Genomic DNA, 21,602 nt, shown 5'->3' with positions numbered 1-21,602 from the left:
GTCAGAAACTGTCCGGGGCAGGAGCAGTAACCTGATTATCGGTCACGACCTTATCCCCCTCGTTCAGACCCGAACGGATTTCGGTGTTGACCTTGTCGGTAATGCCGGTTTCGACCGTGCGTTCTTCGATCTTGTTGGCGCTTGTCACCACGCGAACCGTGGCCTTGCCCGGTTCACTCGTGTCCTTGAGAGCGGTCACAGGCGCAATCAAGGCGTCTTTTGCCTTCGCAAGCAGAATATGAACTTCGGTCGTCATGTAGGTTATGAGCAGCCCATCCGGATTGGGAACGCTGAAAATACCCTTGTAGTAAATGGCCGAGGCAGTCGCCGAGCTCGATGCGCTCACAGCCGTTGTCGTGAAGCTTTTGTCACTGACGATAGAATCCGGAGCCGGTTCAATCTTTTCCAGCGTCGCGTCATAACGCTTCAGGTTTTGTCCCGATATGGTGAAATAAAGCGGCATTCCTTCGCGAACCTGAGTAACATCCGCTTCCGAAATGTCCGCCTCGACGGTCATCGTGTCGAGCTGCCCGAGAATAGCGATCGTCGGCGCGCTTTGCTGTGCGTTAACGGTCTGGCCTTCCTGAACCACCGTCGCAAGGATCGTGCCGTCAATGGGCGCTGTGATGCGGGTATAAGCGAGATTGGTTTCGGCGATCTGGACGTCGACTTTCGCTGCCGCAATCGCCGCTTCGCTGTTGGCGACCTGTGCTTCCTTCGACTTTACGGTGCTGACCGCCTTGTCGTAATCCGCACGTGCAACGGCATTCTTGCCGATCATCATCTGGTTTCGCGCCAGATCCTGCCTGGCCAGCTCCAGATCGGCAAGGTTCTGTGCACGGGTGGCTTCGTTCTGGCGAAGCGATGCCTGGGCCTTGTTCAGCTCGTTCTGCTGATTGGTCGAGTCAATCAGGGCAACGACTTCGCCGGCCTTTATCTGCTGGCCCGGTTTGACTTTGAGCGAGAGAATGCGGCCTGTCGCCTGCGCACCGATGGCAACCAGGTTTTTAGGCCGCAAAGTACCCGTTGCAAGAACCGAACTTTCGATCTCACCGCGCTTGATTTCAGTCGTGGCGGGCAGAGGTTCTTCTTTCGTGAGGGAGCGGACGACAAAATAGCCCACGATCAGCAATGCGATGAGGATGGCCAGCCACAGGCGCCAGCGAAAACGGCGTTTCGACTTGGGTTTCATAGTGGTCTCTTATCGGTTGTCAGCGGAGGAAGCGACGGGGTCTTGACGATACGCGGACCTGTATAGCCGTCAACGACTTCAGGTTTCGCAACGTCAATGATGCCGTTCCAGCCACCACCCAGTGCTTTCTGCAGGGCGACATAATTCAGGACCAGATCGGTTCGGGCCTGACTAAGGTTGGTTTCTGCGCTCAGAAGGTCGCGCTGCGCCGTCAGCACATCAACGAAGCTCTTCGTGCCAGCTCTATATTGTTCCAGCGTCAGCTCGTTGATCTTGCGGCTGTTGCCAACGATTTTCTGTAGCTGCGCGGTGCGCAAACGGTTCTGGTGGAGCGATACGCTGGCATTCTCGACTTCGCTGAGCGCCGTCAGGATGGACTTCCGATAGGCGATAAACGACTGGTCGCGTGCCGCTTTCGCCGCGTCGACATCCGCACTCAGCTGGCCGCCATGGAAGATCGGTACGCTCAAACTTGGACCGAAAGCCCAGCTGATTGTCGACAGTTTTCCAAGGTCACCGAAATTGGGGCCGCCGGTGTTGATGTTACCGGTGAGCGAAATGCTTGGATAGAGCAGGGCCTGCTTCTGGCCGATGCTGGCAGTTGAACTTGCATAATCGCGTTCCGCTGCGCGGACATCCGGGCGGCTGAGCAGCAAATCGGCAGGCAGGCCGGCTGAAATTTTGCGTGGGATCGCGGGTATCGGACGTGATTTGTCCAGAACGCTCGCCAGTGCCGAAGAAGACCGGCCCGTCAACACAGATAACTGATTGAGATATTGGGCGTAGCTGATCCGCAGACCCGGTATCTGGGCTTCAGTCGAAGCTGCCTGTGTCTCGGCGCTCAAAAGATCGACCTGCGAGATTTGTCCGGCTTCCAGCTGGCTGCGTGTCAGTGCTACGGTCTGCCGCTGGGACGCCGCATTGCGCTGCGCAATGGCAATATTGGCCTGCGCACCGCGCAAGTTTGCATAGTTGGTTGCGATGTCGCCGATCAGCGTAACGAGCGCTGCCCGCAATTGCTCATTTGCGGATTCGACATTGTAGTAGGCTGCTTCCACACCGCGCCTGTTGCCGCCGAAAAGATCGAGTTCCCATTGGGTTTTAAAACCCATGCTCGACTGATTGGAGGCAAGAGTAGTTCCACTGTCAGATCGCGTGAAGCTTCCGCTTCCATCCAACTGCGGATAAAGCGCGCCACCGGCCGAGGTGTAATTGGCGCGGGTCTGCCGCACCTTCGCCTTCGCAGTAGCAACATCCGGGCTACCGGCAATTCCGTCCGCTATCAGCTGATCCAGAACCGGGTCTTTCAGGTTTTTCCACCAATCACCCAATTGAGGGGCACGCTTGTCAGCCTTGCTGTTCCAACCAGCAGGCGTCAGCACATTTGGCTTCTGATAGTCAGGACCAACGGTGACGCATGCCGCCAGCAATGGCAGGATACTTCCCAGTACAGTCAGGCGAACAAACGATGTCGTCAAAAAATTGGTCCTGAAATTTCAGCGCTGTCATCGATTCGGCATATGACTGCCCCGAAAACGAAGCGCCCTTATACCGCCAACGGTTGTGCCTAAGCAGCCCAAACTCGTGGGAGCGTGCCATGGGTCGCGCCGAGTCGCGGTTTTGCAGCATATTGCCACCCTTCGTCCTCGATCATCAGCGAATGATCGAAGCCAAATGTGGCAATACACAGAAAATATCAGGATTTGATGTGGACCCCGTCAGAGGTTGCCGCGTCTAATCTTTGTTGCTTTCCAGCCAGTCGGCCAGCGAGCGACGGTTTGCGGCGCGTCCGCGCATAGGTTCAGCCATGCACATGGAGTTGAGGACGGCTTCCTGCGTGCATTCAACTGCCGCGCGAAACAGCGTGTCGATACGGTTTTCGTTGAGCACCGCGATTTCAACCATATCACGCGTTTCATCATGGTCGAATGTCACAGCCGTTGAAAAGCCGATGGCGATATCACCGCTTCCGTGGCCCCAGAATGCACCAAGGCGTGCCAGTCCCGCGCCACAGCGGCGGGTCACGCGCTTCAACTGGCGGTGTTCCATCGGAACATCTGTCGCCAGCACCAGAATGACTGAACCTTTTTCCGGCTGTGCTTCGGCCTTCGGCGAAGGCCTGCGCCCGTCCGGAAGAACCAGATCACCGGCGCGGCCAAAATTGGTCAGCGCCAGAACACCGAGGTGATGCACCTTGCCGTCAAGTTCGAATCGGCGCGAGGATGTGCCGATGCCACCCTTGAATCCGAAACAGCTCATGCCAGTTCCTGCACCGACATTGCCTCCACCAACGTCCGTTCCCGCAATCTGCAAGGCTTCCTGCGCATCCGCTTCCGTGACGGCCATGGCCTGAATGTCGTTGAGCGGACCGTCATTGCATTCCAGAACGACCGGATTGACGGTCGCCGTGGTGCGCCCGATATCGGGATTGCCTGCAATCGCCTCTCGGATCAATGCATTGGCGCAGGTTCCGACGCCAAATGTATTGGTGAGCAGGATCGGCGTTTCCAGCGTGCCCAGTTCCTCGACCTGCACGAGACCGGTGCTTTTGCCAAAACCATTGATGACATCGCAAGCGGCCAGCACCTTGCGGCGATATATGTTGCCGCCATGCGGGATGATTGCTGTCACGCCGGTATTGATATCGCCGTTGCGCAACGTGCGGTGCCCCACGCGCACGCCCGGCACATCGGTGATGGCGTTGTTTTCGCCCGGCTGCATGATGCCGCAGATGATGCCGTAGTCGCGTGCCTTGCCTGTCATGGTTTTTTCCGTGTGCTGGCCTCGATAATGCGCATGAGGAAAGCCCACAGCAGCGGGCCTTCCTCTAGGATTCTATCGTTTTGCAGAAAACAGGTCTTGTTCGCAACCTTGCAGGCAAAACCCGTTCGTTAGTCACGGCTGAAGTACCGGCTCAGATCCCGTGCGAGCCATATCCATGTAGATCTCCTGCAAACGGCGGGTGATCGGCCCCGGCTTGCCGTCGGAAATCGTATGATCCTGAATGCCGATGATTGGCGTCACGAAGCTCGATGCGCTCGTGAGAAACGCTTCTTTGGCGGCCTTCGCCTCATCGACCGTGAACAGGCGCTCTTCAATGCGAAGGTGCTGTTCTTCCGCGATCTTGATCACGGCGCGGCGCGTGCAGCCGGGGAGGATAGCGTGCGAATTCGGCCGCGTTACCAGCACATTGTCATTGGTGATGATGAATGCCGTCGATGAACCGCCTTCGGTAACGAAGCCGTCTTCAACCAGCCAGACTTCATGGTAGCCCTTGCTCTTGGCCTGTTTCTTTGCCAGCACCTGCGCCAGAAGCATGACGGTCTTGATGTCGCGGCGCGCCCAGCGCGTATCCGGTGCAACATCCACCCTTACGCCATTCTGGACCGACGGCGAACTGGCGAGGTTCTTGGCCTGCGTGAACATGACGAAATTCGGCTTGATGTCGTCGGTATAGACGAAATCGCGTTCGGCTTCGCCGCGCGTCACCTGCATATAGACGACGCCTTCATGCAGTTCATTGCGCTTCATCAGCTCGATCTGTGCGGCGCGAATGGCGTCCAGCGAAGCAGGCAACGGAATTCCGAGTTCCCTGACGGAGCGCTCCAGACGGGCGAGGTGAAGTTCGTTGTCAACAAGGCGGCCATCGATGACAGCACTGACTTCGTAAATACCGTCACCAAACAGAAAGCCGCGATCGAACACCGACACTTTCGCCTCGTTCTCAGCAACGAAAGCGCCGTTCAAATAAATTACCCTGGCCAAAACACGTCCTCGGACATCTATGTGATTGATTGTGCGCACCCCGAAAAACGTGAAGCGGTTTTCGGAACAGATGCGCGTTTAACAGTTTTGCCGGACGGTATGGAAAAAGCTTGGGAGCTGCCAATGCTATGTTTTGCAATCACTATGCAGAAATTGCATAAGGGGTAAGGCAGCAGGAAAAAGGTCTCGTTCGAGCCGAACCAAACATACTGCCCTATTGCCATACTGCCTTATTGCCCTTTGCTGGAAAGGCCCCGACCCAATGGAACTGAAATGGCTGGAAGACTTCATCGCGCTGGCGGCAACGTCCAGTTTCTCGCGCGCGGCGGATACCCGGCATGTGACGCAATCCGCGTTTTCCCGTCGCATCAAGCAGCTTGAACTCTGGCTTGGCGTTACTCTCGTCAATCGCGCGACTTTTCCTGCAGAGCTTACTCGTGAGGGACGAACTTTTCTGCCGGTCGCGCAGGATACCGTTCGCCAGTTCTACAACACACGCAAGGCACTGCAGCCGAGCCGCGAGGTCCAAAACCCCGTCCTCACATTTTCAGCCTTGCACACGCTGACAGTCACATTCTTTCCGCACTGGCTGAAGCAGATCGATGACGATGTTGGCAGCATACGCTCTCTGCTCAGTCCGGATCGGGGTGGTTTCGAGGACAATATCGCGACGCTGACGGAAGGAGAGGTTCATTTCTTCCTGACCTATGCGCACAATTCCGTGCCGATCCTGATCGACCGCACACAGTTTCCGTACATCGTACTCGGCACGGAACGGCTGATGCCGGTCTCGCGCCCGTCTCCGACAGGCCCGATCCTCGATCATGCCGTTGCCAGCGGAGCGCCATTGCCATATCTGAGCTATGGTGACTTTTCCTTCTTTGGCGCTGCCCTGTCGCAGAAATTTGCATCCGGTACCGCGTTCAAGCGTCAGGTGGTTCACGAAAACACCATGTCGATCGGTCTGAAGGCCATGGCGCTTGCAGGCTGGGGGATGGCCTGGCTGCCCGAAAGCCTCATCTATGACGAACTGCAACGCGGCGAGCTAGTGCCAGCCTCAACTGATCCCTATTGGGATTTCACGGTCGAGGTCCGTATCTATCGTCACGATGCGGCACTTCCGGCCCATGCCGAGAGCTTCTGGGAATATTTGCAGGCAAAAGATCGGGCAATATCTGAAAAGGGCGATTGACAGCAGCCCATCGTCGGCGCTGTAAAAGGCAGCATATCTTCAGCCGGTAGCAGGGGACACGTCGCGGCATGAAAGTTACCATTGAACAGACGCTCGATCAGGCGGGTACGGGCGCATTTCAGCGCGGTCTTCTGGGTGTGTTTGGCCTTGTCTGGGCCGCCGATGCCATGCAGGTGCTGGCGGTTGGCTTTACTGGTGCTGCCATTGCAAAGACTTTTGGCCTGACCGTCCCACAAGCATTGCAGACCGGCACGCTGTTCTTCCTTGGCATGCTGATCGGCGCGGCGGTCTTCGGGCGACTGGCGGATAAATACGGTCGCCGCCGCGTGCTTCTGATCACTGTCGCCTGCGATGCCGTTTTCGGACTGCTTTCGGCATTTGCGCCGAGTTTCGGTATTTTGCTCTTCCTGCGCTTCATGACGGGCGTGGCAGTCGGCGGAACATTGCCGGTCGACTATGCGATGATGGCCGAATTCCTTCCCGCCAAAAATCGCGGCCGTTGGCTTGTGATGCTCGAAGGTTTCTGGGCGGTCGGCACCGTTATCATTGCCCTTGCGGCATGGGCCACCAGCCTTGCAGGCGTAGAAGATGGATGGCGCTATATCTTCATCGTCACTGCTGCACCGGCGCTCATCGGCATCTGGCTGCGCCTCTGGGTGCCGGAATCCCCAATGCATCTTCTGAAATCGGGACGTCCGGAAGAAGCCAAATCGGTCATGAACCGCGTGCTTCGCCGTAATGGCAAACCGGAGTTGCCGCCGAAGGCCCGGCTAGAAGCGCCCCTTATGGTGACAGGCGAAAAGCTTCTGTCGCCAAATCTGCGCCAGCGCACGCTGACGACGCTGGCAATCTGGTTTCTCGTTTCGGTGTCCTATTACGGTATTTTCACCTGGATACCGGCCAAGCTTGCCGGTGATGGTTTTGGCTTCGTCCGCGGCTACGGCTTCCTTGTCGTGGTTGCACTGGCTCAATTGCCGGGCTACGCACTCGCCGCCTATGGCGTGGAAGCGTGGGGACGCAAGAAGACGCTGATCACCTTTCTGTTCATCAGCGCTGCGGCCTGTGCTCTCTTTACAGTGGCCAACAGTTCAGCGGTTGTCGGTGCATCCATTCTCATCATGAGCTTTGCCCTGCTTGGCACATGGGGCGCGCTCTATGCCTTCACACCGGAGCTTTATCCGACGGGATTGCGCGCAAGCGGAATGGGAGCGGCGGGCGCGATGGCTCGCCTTGGCGGCTTGCTTGCGCCGTCCGCGCTGGCACTCGTCATCAGCCAGAGCTTCTATGTCGCCGTGGCACTGTTTGCGGGACTTCTGGCGCTGGCCGGTATTATCGCCTTTTTCATCGATGTGGAGACACGGCAGAAAGCGTTGAACTAGAACATGTCTCCCAAAAGTGGGAACCGTTTTTGGGATAAAGACATGTTAGGAAAAGCAGCCCGGAGATCATTTTATTTCCGGGCATATTATATATTGTTTCAGTAATTTATGCCGTATTCCTAATCCATTGCTTTCGGTAAGCAGCGTAGACTTCATCGCCCGGTCTGAAAATCCTGCCGTGTTTCTCCGGAACCGTTGCACCTGCGAGCAATCCGGCACCAAGCGACGTGCCGGTCGATCCTGATACAGCTTCGACGTCTCGTCCCGTAAAATTCGCCAGCGCTTCAAGATAGACCGGGTTTCCGGCAAACGGCCCTTCGACGATAACCGGTCCATCGGCACCCAGCAGGTGGAGACAGGTTTCCGTCATCAGCGCCGCATAGATGCAGGCGGCTACATAGCGCTCTGCCTCGCTGGCCATGTCAGCATTGATCCAGCGAAGATTGGACCTCGGATAGGGACCGCAACCGGGCACGGCTGACGGCAGCGCCATGATGTGCTGCGCCAGAACCTTTGCTGCAATATCGGACTGGTTGATGACCGGGGGGAAGGTCAGTCCTTCCGTCATGATATCGAATTCGCGCCCGCCCATGTAACGGGCGGATGGAACAGCACGGCCATAGGCATCGACATTGGCAAGCGTGTCGCGTTTCGGGTCAAGCCCGTCTAAATTACCGCCAACAGCGAAACTGACCACCCACGTCCCGGTCGAGACGACCGAGAACGGGCCCTCCCGATCCATCAGATGCGCGAGCAGCGATGCATTGGAATCGTGAATGCCGCAATGAACCGGCACGGCTTTGCAAAGGCCGACCTCTGTTGCAATCTCGGGCAAAACTTCGCCCAACGCATCGAAGGCAGAGCGAAGTGGCGGGAGTTTTGCACGGATGCCCAGCCGGTCGACAAGAGGTGAGAAGGCGGATGCCTTCGGCAACCACAGATCCGTATGACAGCCGAGCGATGTCACTTCCGAAGCGGCAATGCCAGTCAGGCGCCAGGCCCAATATTGTGGATAGGTGAATATGAAATGCGCCCGCGCAAAATCGGCGGGAAATACCGTCTTCAGATAATGAAGCTGCGCACCGAGATTAAGGCCGAGCGACAGCGGTGGCGAGAATGTATCTTTGAAGTCCGGCTTTATGGCCGCATAGGCCGCGCGGATTTCAGCCGGATAGTCGAGTTCATAGTCGAGAACAGGCATGGCCAACGTGCCGTCCTTCGCGACGAGAACCGCCGCCGCGCCATGCGTGGTGATGGAAATGGCGTCGAAGCCCGGCTCTTTGACAAAAGCGGCAAGGCTTTTCATGAAAAAGCGCCACAGAGCCTCGATGTCATAATGTGGATAGGGGCCATCGCACAGCACCGTATTGGAGATGCGGTTTGCGACGATTTCTTCGCCGCTTGCCGCATCAAGCACAACGACTTTAGCGTTTGTTTTGCCTATATCCAGAATGGCAATGCGCTTCATGGCATGTGAAACACTGGCTTGAGGTCCACGGAAACCGGCGAATTATCGGCATTCGTTGCCATGATATCCGCCATATGCGCCCACCACTTTTTCATCACCGGATGATCAGGCAGGGCGGCCATGCCGTGATTGGGCTTACGTATCAGTACGCCGAACAGGATATTGGTCTCTTCATCGAGATAGATCGCGTAATCCGACACGCCTGCCTCGTGCAGAAGGTCCACCAGTTCCGGCCATATCTCGTCATGCCGGCGGCGGTATTCCGCTTCCATGCCAGGATTGAGCTTCATGCGAAATGCATAGCGTTCGCCAGTCATGCTGCACGCCTCGTTTTGAACTGCCGGATGAGGATCGGCAGTGAAATGGTGACGATCAGCAGGAGGCCGATGAAGATCGACATGACGATGCCCGGCACATTGAGAAGCCCAAGCCCGAAGGTCACGAGACCCATCACGAAAGCGGCAATCACCACGCCGACAATTGTGCCCGAGCCGCCAAGGATCGACACGCCGCCCAGCACGACCATGGTGACGATTTCCAGTTCCCAGCCTTGTGCAATGGATGGGCGTGTCGAGCCGAGGCGCGAGGTGAGGCAGACGGCGGCGATACCGCTCATCACGCCGGTCAATAAGAAGAGCACGAATTTGGTTTTCTCGACCGGAATGCCGGAGAAGCGGGCGGCGAATTCATTGTTGCCGATGGCATAGATGCGGCGTCCGAAGCTGGTCGCATGCAGCAGCACGCCGAACAGCACGGCAAACAGAACGAACAGTGCGAATTCGAAAGAGATCACCCAGAACACATAGCCCTGTCCGAAATAGGCAAAGCTTGCCGGGTAGCCACCAAAGGCCTGATCACCCAGCACGATATAGGAAATGCCGCGGAAAAGGCTCATCGTGCCGATGGTCACGACGATGGATGGCAGTTTCAGCCCGGCCACCAGTCCGCCATTGATCGCGCCACAGACAAGACCGGTGCCGATGCCGATCATCACGAGGCCGGATGTGCCGACACCTGCCTGCGCCGCTGCCCCCATCGCCGTCGAGGCGAGCGCAATGATCGCGGCGACCGAAAGATCGATTTCGCCGGAAATAATGAGAAGCGTCATCGCAAAGGCGATCAATGCCTTTTCGGTGAAATTGAACGTGGCATCCGACAGGTTCCAGGCATTGAGGAAGTAGGGTGAGGCAAAGGAATTCGCGATGAAGATCGCAATTGCCACGCCAAGCAAAAGCATTTCCCAGCTTGCGAAGATGCGGGAGAATGGCGTTCCGAGCCGGTCGGGGATATGACGGCGCTGTTCATTATTCATGCCGCAACCTCCTCGTAAGTTTTTGCAGCCTTGTCGCGCAGGATGATGCGTCCGCGCCGCTTTTCCTGTCGTGCATTGAAGATCACGGCCAAGATGATAACGGAGCCGGAAATCGCCATCTGCCAGAAGGGCGATATGTCAATGACGGGGAGGGCGTTCTTGATGACACCGAGGAACAGGGCGCCAAGAACCGCACCGGCAACAGAGCCTATCCCGCCAAGTGTCGAGATGCCGCCAATGACGCAAGCCGCAACGCTGTCGAGTTCGAATCCGGCTGCAACATCCACATAGGCGACGGCATAGCGTGACACCCAGAGATAGCCGCAAAGCCCGGCGAGCGCACCCGACAGCACGAAGGCGAAGAAGCGCGTGCGGCCGACGTCGATCCCGGTATAGACGGCTGCGGTCGGATTACCGCCGGAGGCATAAAGGGCGCGACCGAAGAATGTCCGCGTCAGCAGCACATAGACGAGCGCGACGATCAGGATTGCTGTCCAGCCGAGGAGCGGCAGGCCAAGAAAGGGCGTGCGCGGCGTGTTGAGAAACGGCGCAGTCATCTGATGCGCATTCACCCATGCGCCGCCGGAAAGCACAAAGGCCATACCGCGATAGATGGTGAGCGTGCCAAGTGTCACGACAATCGCCGGAATGTTGAGCTTCCAGACCAGGATGCCATTGATGGCGCCCAGAACCGCGCCGATGCCAATTGCCAGCACAATGAGAAACACGAGCGGCAGGCCCGGATAGGTCGCATTCAGCATCGCCACGGCCATGCCGGTAAAGGCGAGGTTGGCGGCGACCGACAGATCAATAGACTTGGTCAGGATCACCGCCATCTGTCCAAGCGCGACAATGATGAGGATGGACGTATCGTTGAAAATATTCGCCAGATTATGCGCGCTGGCAAAACCCGGAGCGCGGCTTGCGAACAGCCCCACCAGAATAGCGATGATGACAAGAAGCAGGAGTTCGCGCTGCTTGAGCAACTGTTTCATCGTCTACTCCGTGTTTCCGGTGGCGGCGCGCACCAGCACTTCCGCGTCGAGGCTGGCGCGCTCAAAGATGCCTTCCATCAGCCCTTCGCGCATGACCATCACACGGTCCGACATGCCGATGATTTCCGGCAGTTCCGACGAGATCATGATGATGCTCAGCCCCTCGGCGGCCAATTCGCTGATAAAGGCGTGAACCGCTGCCTTGGAACCGATATCGATGCCTTTGGTCGGCTCATCGAGAATGATGACCTTCGGATTGGTCGCGAGCCACTTGCCGATGACGACCTTCTGCTGGTTGCCGCCGGAAAGGGTTCCGACAGGGACCGAAAGCGCTGCTGCGCGCAGGTCGAAACGCTCGGCATATTTTCGCGCCAGCGCCAGTTCTTCCGCCATGCGCAGAAAACCATTGCGCGAGGTGCGGGCGAGCGATGGCAGCGAAACATTCTGAAAGATCGGCAGTTGCAGCACCGCGCCGTGGCGTCCGCGCTCTTCCGGCACATAGACGATCCCATGCGCCACTGCATCGCCGGGGCGACGAATGCTGATCTCGCGATTTTCGAGCGTCACGCGGCCACGGGATGGTTTGGTGATGCCGAACAGCGATTGTGCGAATTCCGAGCGACCGGCACCCACAAGGCCGTAAATGCCCAAAATTTCGCCCTTGCGCAGCTCAAAGGAAATGTCGCGAAATTCGGTTGGATGCGAATAGTTTTCAACCTTCAGCACCGGTTTGCCGATGGCGACATCCTGCTTGGGAAAGGCCTGATCCACGGATCGCCCGACCATCATGCGGACAATCTCATTCTGCCGCGTATCGGCAAGCGTGCCGTGGCCGACGGCGTGCCCGTCGCGGAAAACCGCGTAATTGTCGGCGATTTCATATACTTCATCGAATTTGTGGCTGATGAACAGGATGGCTTTGCCCTGTGCCTTCAGCCGCGCCACGATGCGGAACAGATCGTCCACTTCCTTGCGCGACAAGGCTGCGGTCGGCTCGTCCATGATGACGATGCGCGAATCCACCGACAGCGCGCGGGCAATGGCGACCAGATGGCGCTGGGCGATGGACAGTTCCTTCAGCTTGATGCGGGCATCGACCGTCGTTTCCAGCGAGGACAGCAACGCCTGCGAGCGGGCATAGACGGCCTTCCAGTTGACGAAGCCGAATTTGGTACGCGGCGCATGGCCGAGATAGATGTTTTCGCCCACCGACAATTCGTCGAAAAGCACAGTTTCCTGATGAATGGCCGTCACGCCGTGGTCGGTCGCATCCTGTGCGGTTGCGAAATGTACCGGCTTGCCGCCGATGAAGATTTCGCCTTCGTCGGGCTGATAGATGCCGGTCAGGATTTTCACAAGCGTGGATTTGCCAGCGCCATTCTCTCCGATCAGCGCCGTCACCTTGCCGGGATAAAGCGCGATGTTCACGTCATCGAGCGCACGCACGCCCGGAAACGTCTTGGCTATGCCGCGCATTTCCAGAATGGGCTGATCCGTGGTGGAAAGCGTCCGCTCTCCGCCGGATGGGCCGCTGGATTGAAAGGCTGCATTCATCGCAGATACCTGAAATCGGGTTTGGAAAACGATAGGCGGCATTGGGCTTGCATATCCAATGCCGCTTTTTTTGTACGCGCATCTTTTCCGAAAACCGGTTTCCACTTTTCGGGATGCGCTTTCCGATCAGAAGACCTTGGAGAACTCGTCGATATTCGACGCGTCATAGACGAAAGGATCGCTCATTGCGGCTTCGCCGTTTTCGCCGATTTTGATCTTGCCCATGCGTCCGGCTTCAATTTCCGAGCCCGGCTTGCCATCGGCATCACCCTTTACGAGGTGATAGGCGATCTGCGTGGCCGAATAGCCAAGGTCGATCGGGTTCCAGATGGCGAATTCCTTGGTTGCACCCGACTTGATGGCGCCGGCCATTTCGGACGGAAGGCCAAGCCCGGTCACATAGACATCGCCGATCTTGCCCGCATCCTTCACGGCCTGCGAGGCAGCGAGAACGCCAACGGTGGTGGGGGCCACGATGACCTTCACATTTGGATTTGACGTCAGCAGGCCTTGCGCTTCACGGTAGCTCTTATCGGCCAGGTCGTCACCATAAACGGTGGTCACCAGATTGAGGCCGGGGAAGTCCTTGAGTTGCTTCTTCATCTCGCCAATCCAGATGTTCTGGTTGGTCGAGGTGGTGGTGGCAGACAGGATCGCGAAATCGCCCTTGCCGTCCGGCAGGTGATCGGCTGCAAGCTTGAGGCACATCTTGCCGATCAGTTCGTTGGAAGACGGGTTGAGGTGGACGATACGGCCTTCAGGCGCGACGCCCGAATCCCACGAGATCACCTTGATGCCGCGCTGTGCAGCTTTCTTCAGGGCAGGGACGACAGCATCCGGATCGTTGGCCGAAATGGCGATGGCGTCCACACCCTGCGCGATCAGGGAATTGATGACCTCGATCTGGCCCTCTGCCGTCGTGGTGGTCGGGCCAGTATAGATGACCTCGACGCCGCCCAGTTCCTTGGCCGCTTCCTGCGCGCCTTTGTTAGCGGCTTCGAAGAAGCCGTTACCGAGCGACTTCGCGACAAGTCCGATCTTCATGTCGGCGGCCTGCGCATGAGTGGCCATGAAGGCAACAGCCAGCGCAGTTCCTAGTGCCAGTTTCTTGAAAAGTTTCATGTCTCATTCCTCCCAGTATAAAGACATATGTTTCGCTTTTTCCGGCTCAGGCCACCTCGGCGGAATCCTCCCGTGGGTCGCCCTTGCCGGCATTTGCGGAGACCTGCGCCACGATGAGCCGGATGCCCGCATTTTCCACCATGCGCCGCGCGTCGTCCGAAATGCCGTCATCGGTGATCAGTGTGCTGACCCGGTCGAGAGGGCAAAGGATGAGGCTGGAGCGGCGTGTGAATTTCGTTGAATCAACCATCAGGACAAGTTCGTCCGCCTGGCCCATCAGTTTCTGCTCGCTCTGGATGATCAGCGCATCGGATTCCATGACGCCGAGCGGACTGATCCCCTGACAGCCCATGAACATGCGCCGTCCGTAGAAATTACGAATAACGTCATTGTCGAAAGGCGACAGGATAAGGCTCTGGTCGCGATAGATCGCACCGCCGGGCACGATCACCGTGCTTTTCGACTGGCGTAGCAGATGTTCGGCGATAGCAAACGAATTGGTCAGCACCTGCAGGCGGCGCGGAGCAAGATAATGCACCATCTGGAAAGTCGTGGACCCGCCATTGATGATGATGCTGTCGCCTTCCTCGCAAAGCGCCACGGCTTCGCGAGCGATTGCACGTTTGCGGTCCGTGTTTTCGGTCTCCGAAACCTTGAAAGGACGGCCTGCGAGATTTCCGAACTGCGGCGGATGAATAGCCTCTGCTCCACCACGCACACGCTTGATACGGCCCTGCATATGGAGCGAAGCAATATCCCGGCGAAGGGTCGCTTCCGACGCCTCCGTCAATTCCACCAGATCCTGAATGGTAATCACCGGCTTTTCCTGAACAGCACTCAGGATGATGCGGTGGCGCTCTCTTTCGTGCATGGCTCCTCCTTGTCTTTGTATCGGGCATAAATGTCGCGCATGTCAATCACAAACAATCACAATGGGGCACAATAGTCACAATAATGATTGATTATGATCGTTTATGATTGACAGCAATTCGTTTGATACGTCATATCTGCCGCAACATGATCGCTGGCACATTGGACATGCATGCGGACGGACATGCAGACGTACAGGCGGCTTGCGATTCACCATAACAGAATTGGGAGGATGACATGGTGGCCCAGAGCAGGCTTCTCGAAAACCGGTGGGATGATGCCAGAGCGGCAACGATGGATGAGCCGGGCAAGCTGCTTTATCGCTCCAATCTGCTCGGTTCCGACAAGCGCATCACCAATTACGGCGGCGGCAACACGTCTGCGAAAGTCGAGGAAATTGATCCGCTGACCGGCGAAAAGGTTCAGGTTCTCTGGGTCAAGGGTTCGGGCGGCGATGTCGGCACCATCAAGCTTGATGGTTTCGCCACGCTATATCAGGATAAGCTCGATGCGCTGAAGGGCATCTATAAGGGCGTCGAGGACGAGGACCGCATGGTCGGTTTCCTGCCGCACTGCACCTTCAACCTCAATCCGCGCGCCGCTTCCATCGATACGCCATTGCACGGATTTGTCGCCTTCAAGCATGTGGATCACATGCATCCCGATGCGATCATAGCAATCGCTGCATCCAAGAACTCTCGTGAACTGACTGCCGAGATTTTCGGCGGCGAAATCGGCTGGCTACCATGGCGTCGTCCCGGTTTCCAGCTTGGCCTCGACCTTGAAGCCTTCGTGAAGTCAAATCCCAACGCTAAGGGCGTTATCCTTGAAAGTCATGGACTTTTCACTTGGGCCGATGATGCTAAAGCCTGTTATGAAACCACGCTTGCCATCATCAACAAGGCCATTGAATGGCTGGATCAAAAGACGGCAGGCAAGCCCGCTTTCGGCGGTGCTGTCACGCAGAGCCTCCCAGGTTCCGAGCGCCGCGCCATTGCAGCACGGCTGATGCCGGAAATTCGCGGACTTATCGGTAAGGACGAGCGCAAGCTTGGTCACTTCGACGATCAGGATGCCGTGCTGGAATTTGTAAATTCAAACGATCTGCGCCCGCTGGCAGCGCTTGGCACGTCCTGCCCGGATCATTTCCTGCGCACCAAAATCCGCCCGCTTGTCGTCAATTTCGATCCGGCCAAGCCGGATGTGGACGCCATCGTTGCCAGGCTTGAGGATGCGCTTGAAGCCTATCGCGCCGATTACCAGCGCTATTACGAGACCTGCAAGCACGACAATTCGCCCAAAATGCGCGATCCCAATCCGGTGATTTTCCTGATCCCCGGCGTTGGCATGCTGTCCTTCGCGCGCGACAAGGCGACGGCGCGCATTGCCGGAGAGTTCTATGTCAATGCGATCAATGTGATGCGCGGTGCATCCGGCGTATCTGAATATCAGGGCCTGCCTGAACAGGAAGCCTTCGATATCGAGTATTGGCTGCTTGAGGAAGCCAAGCTGCAGCGTATGCCGAAGCCGAAAAGCCTCGCCGGGCGCATTGCATTCATTACCGGCGGCGCTGGCGGCATCGGCTTTGCCACAGCGGAACGGCTGGCAGGCGAGGGTGCTTGCGTGGTTCTGGCGGATATCGATGCAGGATCGCTCAAAACCGCTCACGAAAATCTCGTAAAGCGCTTTGGTGCCGATCAGGTGCGCAGCGTCGAACTAAACGTCACCGACGAAAAAGGCGTCGCGAGTGCGTTTGTCGAAGCCAGCATCGAGCTGGGTGGCATCGACATTCTGGTTTCCAACGCTGGTATTGCATCATCCGCGCCGGTAGAAGCCACCGAACTTTCCATGTGGAACCGCAATATCGACATTCTGGCGACCGGTTACTTCCTCGTTTCGCGGGAGGCGTTTCGCTTGTTCCGCCGCCAGAAGATCGGCGGCAATGTGGTGTTCGTTGCTTCCAAGAATGGTCTTGCGGCTTCGCCCAATGCTTCGGCCTATTGCGCTGCAAAGGCCGCAGAAATCCATCTGGCGCGTTGTCTGGCGCTGGAAGGTGCAGATGCCGGAATCCGCGTCAATGTGGTCAACCCGGATGCGGTTCTGCGCGGCTCCAAGATATGGGACGGCGAGTGGCGCGAACAGCGTGCCGCATCCTCCAAGATTGATGTTTCCGAGCTTGAGGAACATTATCGCAAGCGCTCCATGCTGAAGCTGAATGTCTTCCCCGAAGACATTGCTGAAGCCATCTACTTTCTTGCAAGCGATACTTCGGCAAAATCGACTGGCAACATCATCAATGTCGACGCCGGAAACCAGCAGAGCTTTCCGCGCTGACCATATAATCTGGACATTCTGGGAGGAACCATGTCCGAGCAACGCATTGCGGCAGATTTCATCGCCGAGCATAATTCCGGTTTTGAGAAATCATTGAAGAGCGATTATCAGGCGCTCGGCGAACAGCTTTTGCGCCGTGGCATCGAGATCGACACGATTACAGACAAGGTGGCGGCATATTACGTGGCCGTGCCATCCTGGGGCACAGGCACAGGCGGCACCCGCTTCGGGCGTTTTCCGGGCGGCGGCGAGCCGCGCGGCATTTTCGACAAGCTGGACGATTGCGCCGTCATCAACGAGCTTTGCCGTGCCACACCGAATGTTTCCCTGCATATTCCATGGGACAAGGCCGATCCGGAGAAGCTCAAAGCCCATGCCGAAGCGCTTGGTCTCGGCTTCGACGCCATGAACTCCAATACATTTGCCGACGGCGCAGACCAGAAGCTTTCCTACAAATTCGGGTCGCTTACCCATGTCGATCCGGCAGTACGGGCGCAAGCCGTAGAGCACAATATCGAATGTATCGAAATCGGAAAAGCCATAGGTTCCAAAGCCTTGACCGTCTGGTTGAGCGATGGCTCCAACTTTCCGGGCCAGCAGAATTTCACTCGCGCCTTTGAGCGCTATCTGGCTTCCATGGGTGAAATCTATCACGCACTACCCGACGACTGGCGCCTGTTCTCCGAACACAAGATGTATGAACCGGCCTTCTATTCGACGGTGGTGCAGGATTGGGGCACCAATTACCTCATCGCCTCGACGCTAGGGCCAAAGGCGCAATGTCTGGTCGATCTTGGCCACCATGCGCCCAACACCAATATCGAAATGATCGTTGCGCGGCTGATTCAGTTCGGGAAACTCGGCGGTTTCCATTTCAACGACAGCAAGTATGGCGACGACGATCTCGATGCCGGTTCTATCGATCCGTATCGATTATTCCTTGTTTTCAATGAGTTGGTGGATGCCGATTATCGCGGTGTGAAGGATTTTCATCCGGCCCATATGATCGACCAGTCGCACAATGTGACCGATCCGCTGGAAAGCCTGATCTCATCCGCCAATGAAATCCGCCGTGCCTATGCGCAGGCGCTTCTGGTGGATCGTGAGGCACTGGAAACCTATCAGCAGGAAAACGATGCGCTGATGGCATCCGATACCCTGAAACGCGCCTATAGAACCGATGTCGAACCGATCCTCGCGGAAGCACGTCGCCGCACCGGCGGGGCCATCGAACCGATTGCCGCCTACCGAGCCAGTGGCTACCGCGATAAGGTTGCGAAGGAGCGTCCGGAGAGTAAAAGCGACGGCGGGGCGTTTAACTAAAACTCCACTTGCCACAAAATCGCCACACAATGAACGGTCCTTCGCCGCAATTAAAAGGCGATTTCTGTCGCTTGTCCGTTCCGAAAACCGCGTTTGGCGACTGTCAGCGCGATTTTCTGAATGTCAGATTGAGGCGAAACGGACCCAGTTTTTCATGCTCGCCGCGCTTCAGGGCGAGTATGCCATGATAGAAGAGACGTGAAGGTCCGCCCCACACAACCACGTCACCGTGATGCAGGATATATTTCGCAATCGGGTCGGTTCGCTTCAACCCGCCGAACTGGAAAGTCGCAGGCAGACCGAGCGACACCGAAACAATCGGATTGTTGAAATCCTGTTCGTCCTTGTCCTGATGCAATGAAAGTTTCGCACCCGGTTCATAACGATTGATGAGACAGGCATCCGGCTCAAAATCAGGATAACCGGCTTCACGGGCAGCAGTTTGGGCAAGCGCGCGGAAGGCATCCGGCATCGTCGGCCAGAGAAGGCCGGTTTCCGGATCGTCGGTACTGTAGCGATAGCCGGTCCGGTCCGTGACCCAGCCGAATTCTCCACAATTCGTCATCGCAACCGACATGCGATATCCGCCCGGCGTGGTCATATGACGAAAGGGGGCCACGGCAGAAACATCGGCCACGGCTTTCAGAACAGCATCCTCACTTGGAAGCGCAAAGCCACGCAGAAGCACAGCGCCCGGCGCCAGGATTTCATGCGGTTCAATCTGGTCGAAAAGGTCTCTCATGAGACCTTTCTAGCATGAGATCAGGAGACAGCCTCCCGAAACCTGCTTTCAAACTCAAGCCAGTCCTGTCGCTTTCTCGAAAGAGCGCATGAAAAGATCATTTTCTTCCGGCGCACCGACACTGACGCGGATGAAAGTCGTGTAGCCCTGCTGCTTCCAAGGCTTCACGATGACGCCGTCTTCCAGCAGTTTTTCGGCAAACGCAACAGAATCCGATTTCACGTCGATGAACAGAAAATTCCCCTTGGAGGGCGCAAAACGGATTTGTCGCTCGCTCAGGAAACCGGCCATCCGGTCCCGCTCGCTAAGCGCAAGCGCGATACCCTTTGCGAGATGGTCTTTATCCCGGCGCGCAACCAGCCCCGCAGCCTGCGCAATGCCATTGGCGTTGAAAGGCGCGCGGGCGCGGTCCAGAAACCCGCGCAAGTCCGGGTCGCTGACGAGCCCGAACCCGAGCCGCGCACCGGCCAACCCATAAGCCTTGGAGAAGGTACGCAGCGCCACCCAGTGAAGGCCGCTGTCGCGCAGAAGTGTAGCGGCAGACGGATAATCGTCGCCGGCTGCATATTCAGCATAAGCTTCGTCCACGACCAGCAGCGTCTCCGGCGAGACCGCATTGACAACGCGCTGCAAAGCCTCCGGTGTCAGCCAACTCCCGATCGGATTGAGCGGATTTGCGAACATCACGAGACGTGGAGCGGTCGCAACTGCCGCCACCAGCGCATCAACGTCGACTTCAAGCGACGGCGTCACTTCAACCCGTTCGACACTTGCCCCCATGGTCGTCGCATAATCCTCGTGCAGCGGAAAGGACGGGTAAAGTGTGACCACCCGGTCGCGCGGCCGCAAAACGGTGCGGCAGATTACGCCGATCAGGTCTTCCGATCCGTTGCCGAGAATGATGCGGTCCTGCGGCCAATCGAACTCGATCGCAATTTCCTGCGCCAGTTCGCGTCCCGACGGGTCGGGGTAGAGCCGCAGCAGATCATGGGCACCGGAAAAGAGCGCCTGCACCTTGGGTGACGGTCCAAGCGGGTTCTCGTTGGAGCCGAGTTTTGCGATTGCCGGAGGATGATAGCGCGCCTCCACCTCGGCAATGGTGAGACCGGCATTATAGGGGCTGAGACCACGGATTTCGGGTCGAATCAGATCGCCAAACCGGGCATTTTCCTGCGCCATTCACGTTCTCCTCTGGTGCAGCGCGTCACTTGTCGCGCGCCTTTGGGAGAGAAGTTCTAAGACTAAAATCCAATTTTGTATATATATGTATAGACAAGTTATGAAAAAGATGTTCCTATGCTGGGGAGACCACAAAAAATTGCTAAACATTCGACCCGGAACAGTTAGAAGTTCGGGCAACAATATTGTTTTGCCAAAGGTCCGCAGGGGAACATGATGCAGGTTTTATCGCTTTTCGACCTAAGCGGGCGTAAAGCGCTGGTTACCGGTGCAAGCCGGGGACTGGGACAGGCCATTGCCGAAGCGCTAGCCTCGGCTGGTGCTGATGTCGCCATTACAGCGCGCAAGTCCGACGACCTCTCCGAAACGGCATCCCGTATCGCCGCCCATGGCCGCACCTCGGCAACTCTTTCTCTCGATGTGCGCGATGTTGCCGCCTGTGGTGCCGCGGTCGCGCAAGCGGCGGAAGCTCTTGGCGGCCTCGATATTCTCGTCAACAATGCAGGCTATGAAGAAATCCGCCCCTCGCTCGAGGTGGACGAGGCGCTCTGGGACCGTATCGTGGCGACCAATCTCAAAGGCGCGTTCTTTTGCGCGCAGGCTGCTGCCCGCCATATGACGGAGAGCGGAAAGGGGGGAGCGATCATCAATCTGTGCTCGCTGACCTCCTATGTCGGTGTGCCAACCGCCGCTCCTTATGGTTCTTCCAAATCCGGTCTCATGGGCATGACCCATGCTTTGGCCACCGAATGGGCGCCGTCCGGTATCCGCGTCAATGGCATTGCGCCGGGCTATTTCCGCACTGCCATGACGGATGTGTTTTACGAGAGTGACGACTGGCAGAAGGCGATGCTGGGCAAGATTCCGCAGGGCCGTTTCGGCGCAATGGAAGATGTTGCGGGTGCCGTGGTGTTTCTGGCAAGCGCCGCATCGTCCTATGTCACGGGGCAGGTGATCCCGATTGACGGAGGCTATCTTGCATCCATCTGAGAACCTGCTCCAAAAGTCGCCCTGTGTGGCTGCAAATGGCAATTTGTCTGCGTTCCGGTGCTCGCGTACCTTCAAGTACGCTCCGCTCCGGTACTCGAAAATCACCATTTTCGCACACACATGCCGCTTTTTGATTCAGGTTCTGATATCCTTAAGTAGAACATCATCAGATCGTGAAATAGCAT

At 57.2% G+C, this 21,602-nt stretch carries 18 protein-coding genes; 5 read left to right on the top strand and 13 right to left on the bottom strand.

Going from position 1 to position 21,602, the window contains the following annotated elements; translation table 11 throughout:
• Position 1: 1 nt before the first annotated feature.
• The 4 genes from ABDF71_RS14935 to ABDF71_RS14920 all read right to left on the bottom strand — a co-directional run bounded on the left by ABDF71_RS14935 (position 2) and on the right by ABDF71_RS14920 (position 4,939).
• The gene (locus ABDF71_RS14935; protein ID WP_500061677.1) at positions 2-1,192 is read right to left on the bottom strand and encodes an efflux RND transporter periplasmic adaptor subunit; all 1,191 of its coding nucleotides are present in this window, start codon (positions 1,190-1,192) and stop codon (positions 2-4) included.
• A complete protein-coding gene (locus ABDF71_RS14930; RefSeq protein WP_500061676.1) occupies positions 1,189-2,670 on the bottom strand; it encodes an efflux transporter outer membrane subunit in 1,482 nt (493 codons plus the stop codon). The genes ABDF71_RS14935 and ABDF71_RS14930 overlap by 4 nt, the downstream gene beginning before the upstream one ends.
• Positions 2,671-2,926: 256 nt before the next feature.
• Complete coding sequence (locus ABDF71_RS14925; RefSeq protein WP_151663823.1) at positions 2,927-3,955, bottom strand: DmpA family aminopeptidase; 1,029 nt, start codon at positions 3,953-3,955, stop codon at positions 2,927-2,929.
• A gap of 132 nt (positions 3,956-4,087) precedes the next feature.
• Positions 4,088-4,939 (bottom strand): D-amino-acid transaminase, encoded by an 852-nt coding sequence (locus ABDF71_RS14920; RefSeq protein WP_010658760.1) that lies wholly within the window; start codon positions 4,937-4,939, stop codon positions 4,088-4,090.
• A 280-nt stretch (positions 4,940-5,219) separates the two neighbouring features.
• Between ABDF71_RS14920 and ABDF71_RS14915 the strand changes: the two genes are divergently transcribed.
• Positions 5,220-6,149, top strand: coding sequence for a LysR family transcriptional regulator (locus ABDF71_RS14915; RefSeq protein ID WP_010658761.1), 930 nt, complete (start codon positions 5,220-5,222; stop codon positions 6,147-6,149).
• A gap of 68 nt (positions 6,150-6,217) precedes the next feature.
• Complete coding sequence (locus tag ABDF71_RS14910; RefSeq protein WP_010658762.1) at positions 6,218-7,528, top strand: MFS transporter; 1,311 nt, start codon at positions 6,218-6,220, stop codon at positions 7,526-7,528.
• Positions 7,529-7,634: 106 nt separating this feature from the next.
• Here ABDF71_RS14910 and ABDF71_RS14905 read toward each other — a convergent pair whose 3' ends face one another.
• The 7 genes from ABDF71_RS14905 to ABDF71_RS14875 form a co-directional block, all read right to left on the bottom strand.
• A complete protein-coding gene (locus tag ABDF71_RS14905) occupies positions 7,635-8,996 on the bottom strand; it encodes an FGGY-family carbohydrate kinase (RefSeq protein ID WP_258124357.1) in 1,362 nt (453 codons plus the stop codon).
• A complete protein-coding gene (rhaM, locus tag ABDF71_RS14900; RefSeq protein ID WP_010658764.1) occupies positions 8,993-9,313 on the bottom strand; it encodes an L-rhamnose mutarotase in 321 nt (106 codons plus the stop codon). Before rhaM ends, ABDF71_RS14905 begins: the two co-directional genes overlap by 4 nt.
• Positions 9,310-10,308, bottom strand: a complete 999-nt coding sequence (locus ABDF71_RS14895; RefSeq protein WP_151663821.1) for an ABC transporter permease — start codon at positions 10,306-10,308, stop codon at positions 9,310-9,312. The genes rhaM and ABDF71_RS14895 overlap by 4 nt, the downstream gene beginning before the upstream one ends.
• Entirely contained in the window at positions 10,305-11,303 is a 999-nt protein-coding gene (locus ABDF71_RS14890; RefSeq protein WP_010658766.1) for an ABC transporter permease, read from the bottom strand. Before ABDF71_RS14890 ends, ABDF71_RS14895 begins: the two co-directional genes overlap by 4 nt.
• Positions 11,304-11,306: 3 nt before the next feature.
• Positions 11,307-12,857 (bottom strand): sugar ABC transporter ATP-binding protein, encoded by a 1,551-nt coding sequence (locus ABDF71_RS14885; protein WP_373418746.1) that lies wholly within the window; start codon positions 12,855-12,857, stop codon positions 11,307-11,309.
• Positions 12,858-12,983: 126 nt separating this feature from the next.
• The gene (rhaS, locus tag ABDF71_RS14880; protein ID WP_010658768.1) at positions 12,984-13,979 is read right to left on the bottom strand and encodes a rhamnose ABC transporter substrate-binding protein; all 996 of its coding nucleotides are present in this window, start codon (positions 13,977-13,979) and stop codon (positions 12,984-12,986) included.
• Positions 13,980-14,025: 46 nt separating this feature from the next.
• Positions 14,026-14,850 (bottom strand): DeoR/GlpR family DNA-binding transcription regulator, encoded by an 825-nt coding sequence (locus ABDF71_RS14875; protein WP_010658769.1) that lies wholly within the window; start codon positions 14,848-14,850, stop codon positions 14,026-14,028.
• Positions 14,851-15,086: 236 nt separating this feature from the next.
• Between ABDF71_RS14875 and ABDF71_RS14870 the strand changes: the two genes are divergently transcribed.
• Together ABDF71_RS14870 and rhaI are read left to right on the top strand one after the other, a co-directional pair.
• Entirely contained in the window at positions 15,087-17,183 is a 2,097-nt protein-coding gene (locus ABDF71_RS14870) for a bifunctional rhamnulose-1-phosphate aldolase/short-chain dehydrogenase (protein WP_258124355.1), read from the top strand.
• A 30-nt stretch (positions 17,184-17,213) separates the two neighbouring features.
• Positions 17,214-18,506, top strand: a complete 1,293-nt coding sequence (rhaI, locus tag ABDF71_RS14865; RefSeq protein ID WP_151663816.1) for an L-rhamnose catabolism isomerase — start codon at positions 17,214-17,216, stop codon at positions 18,504-18,506.
• A 103-nt stretch (positions 18,507-18,609) separates the two neighbouring features.
• Here the strand turns inward: rhaI and alkB are convergent, their stop codons facing one another.
• Together alkB and ABDF71_RS14855 are read right to left on the bottom strand one after the other, a co-directional pair.
• The gene (gene alkB, locus ABDF71_RS14860; protein WP_151663815.1) at positions 18,610-19,248 is read right to left on the bottom strand and encodes a DNA oxidative demethylase AlkB; all 639 of its coding nucleotides are present in this window, start codon (positions 19,246-19,248) and stop codon (positions 18,610-18,612) included.
• Positions 19,249-19,302: 54 nt separating this feature from the next.
• On the bottom strand, positions 19,303-20,427 hold the full coding sequence (locus ABDF71_RS14855) for a histidinol-phosphate transaminase (protein ID WP_151663814.1): 1,125 nt from the start codon (positions 20,425-20,427) through the stop codon (positions 19,303-19,305).
• 216 nt (positions 20,428-20,643) lie between these two features.
• On the opposite strand from ABDF71_RS14855, the gene ABDF71_RS14850 reads away from it, so the two are divergent.
• Positions 20,644-21,417, top strand: a complete 774-nt coding sequence (locus tag ABDF71_RS14850) for an SDR family NAD(P)-dependent oxidoreductase (RefSeq protein WP_151663866.1) — start codon at positions 20,644-20,646, stop codon at positions 21,415-21,417.
• The last annotated feature ends 185 nt before the right edge of the window (positions 21,418-21,602 follow it).

It is taken from the genome of Ochrobactrum sp. WV_118_8, assembly GCF_039631535.1.
Lineage (GTDB): Bacteria > Pseudomonadota > Alphaproteobacteria > Rhizobiales > Rhizobiaceae > Brucella > Brucella anthropi.
This window is presented reverse-complemented; position numbering and strand designations above follow the sequence as displayed.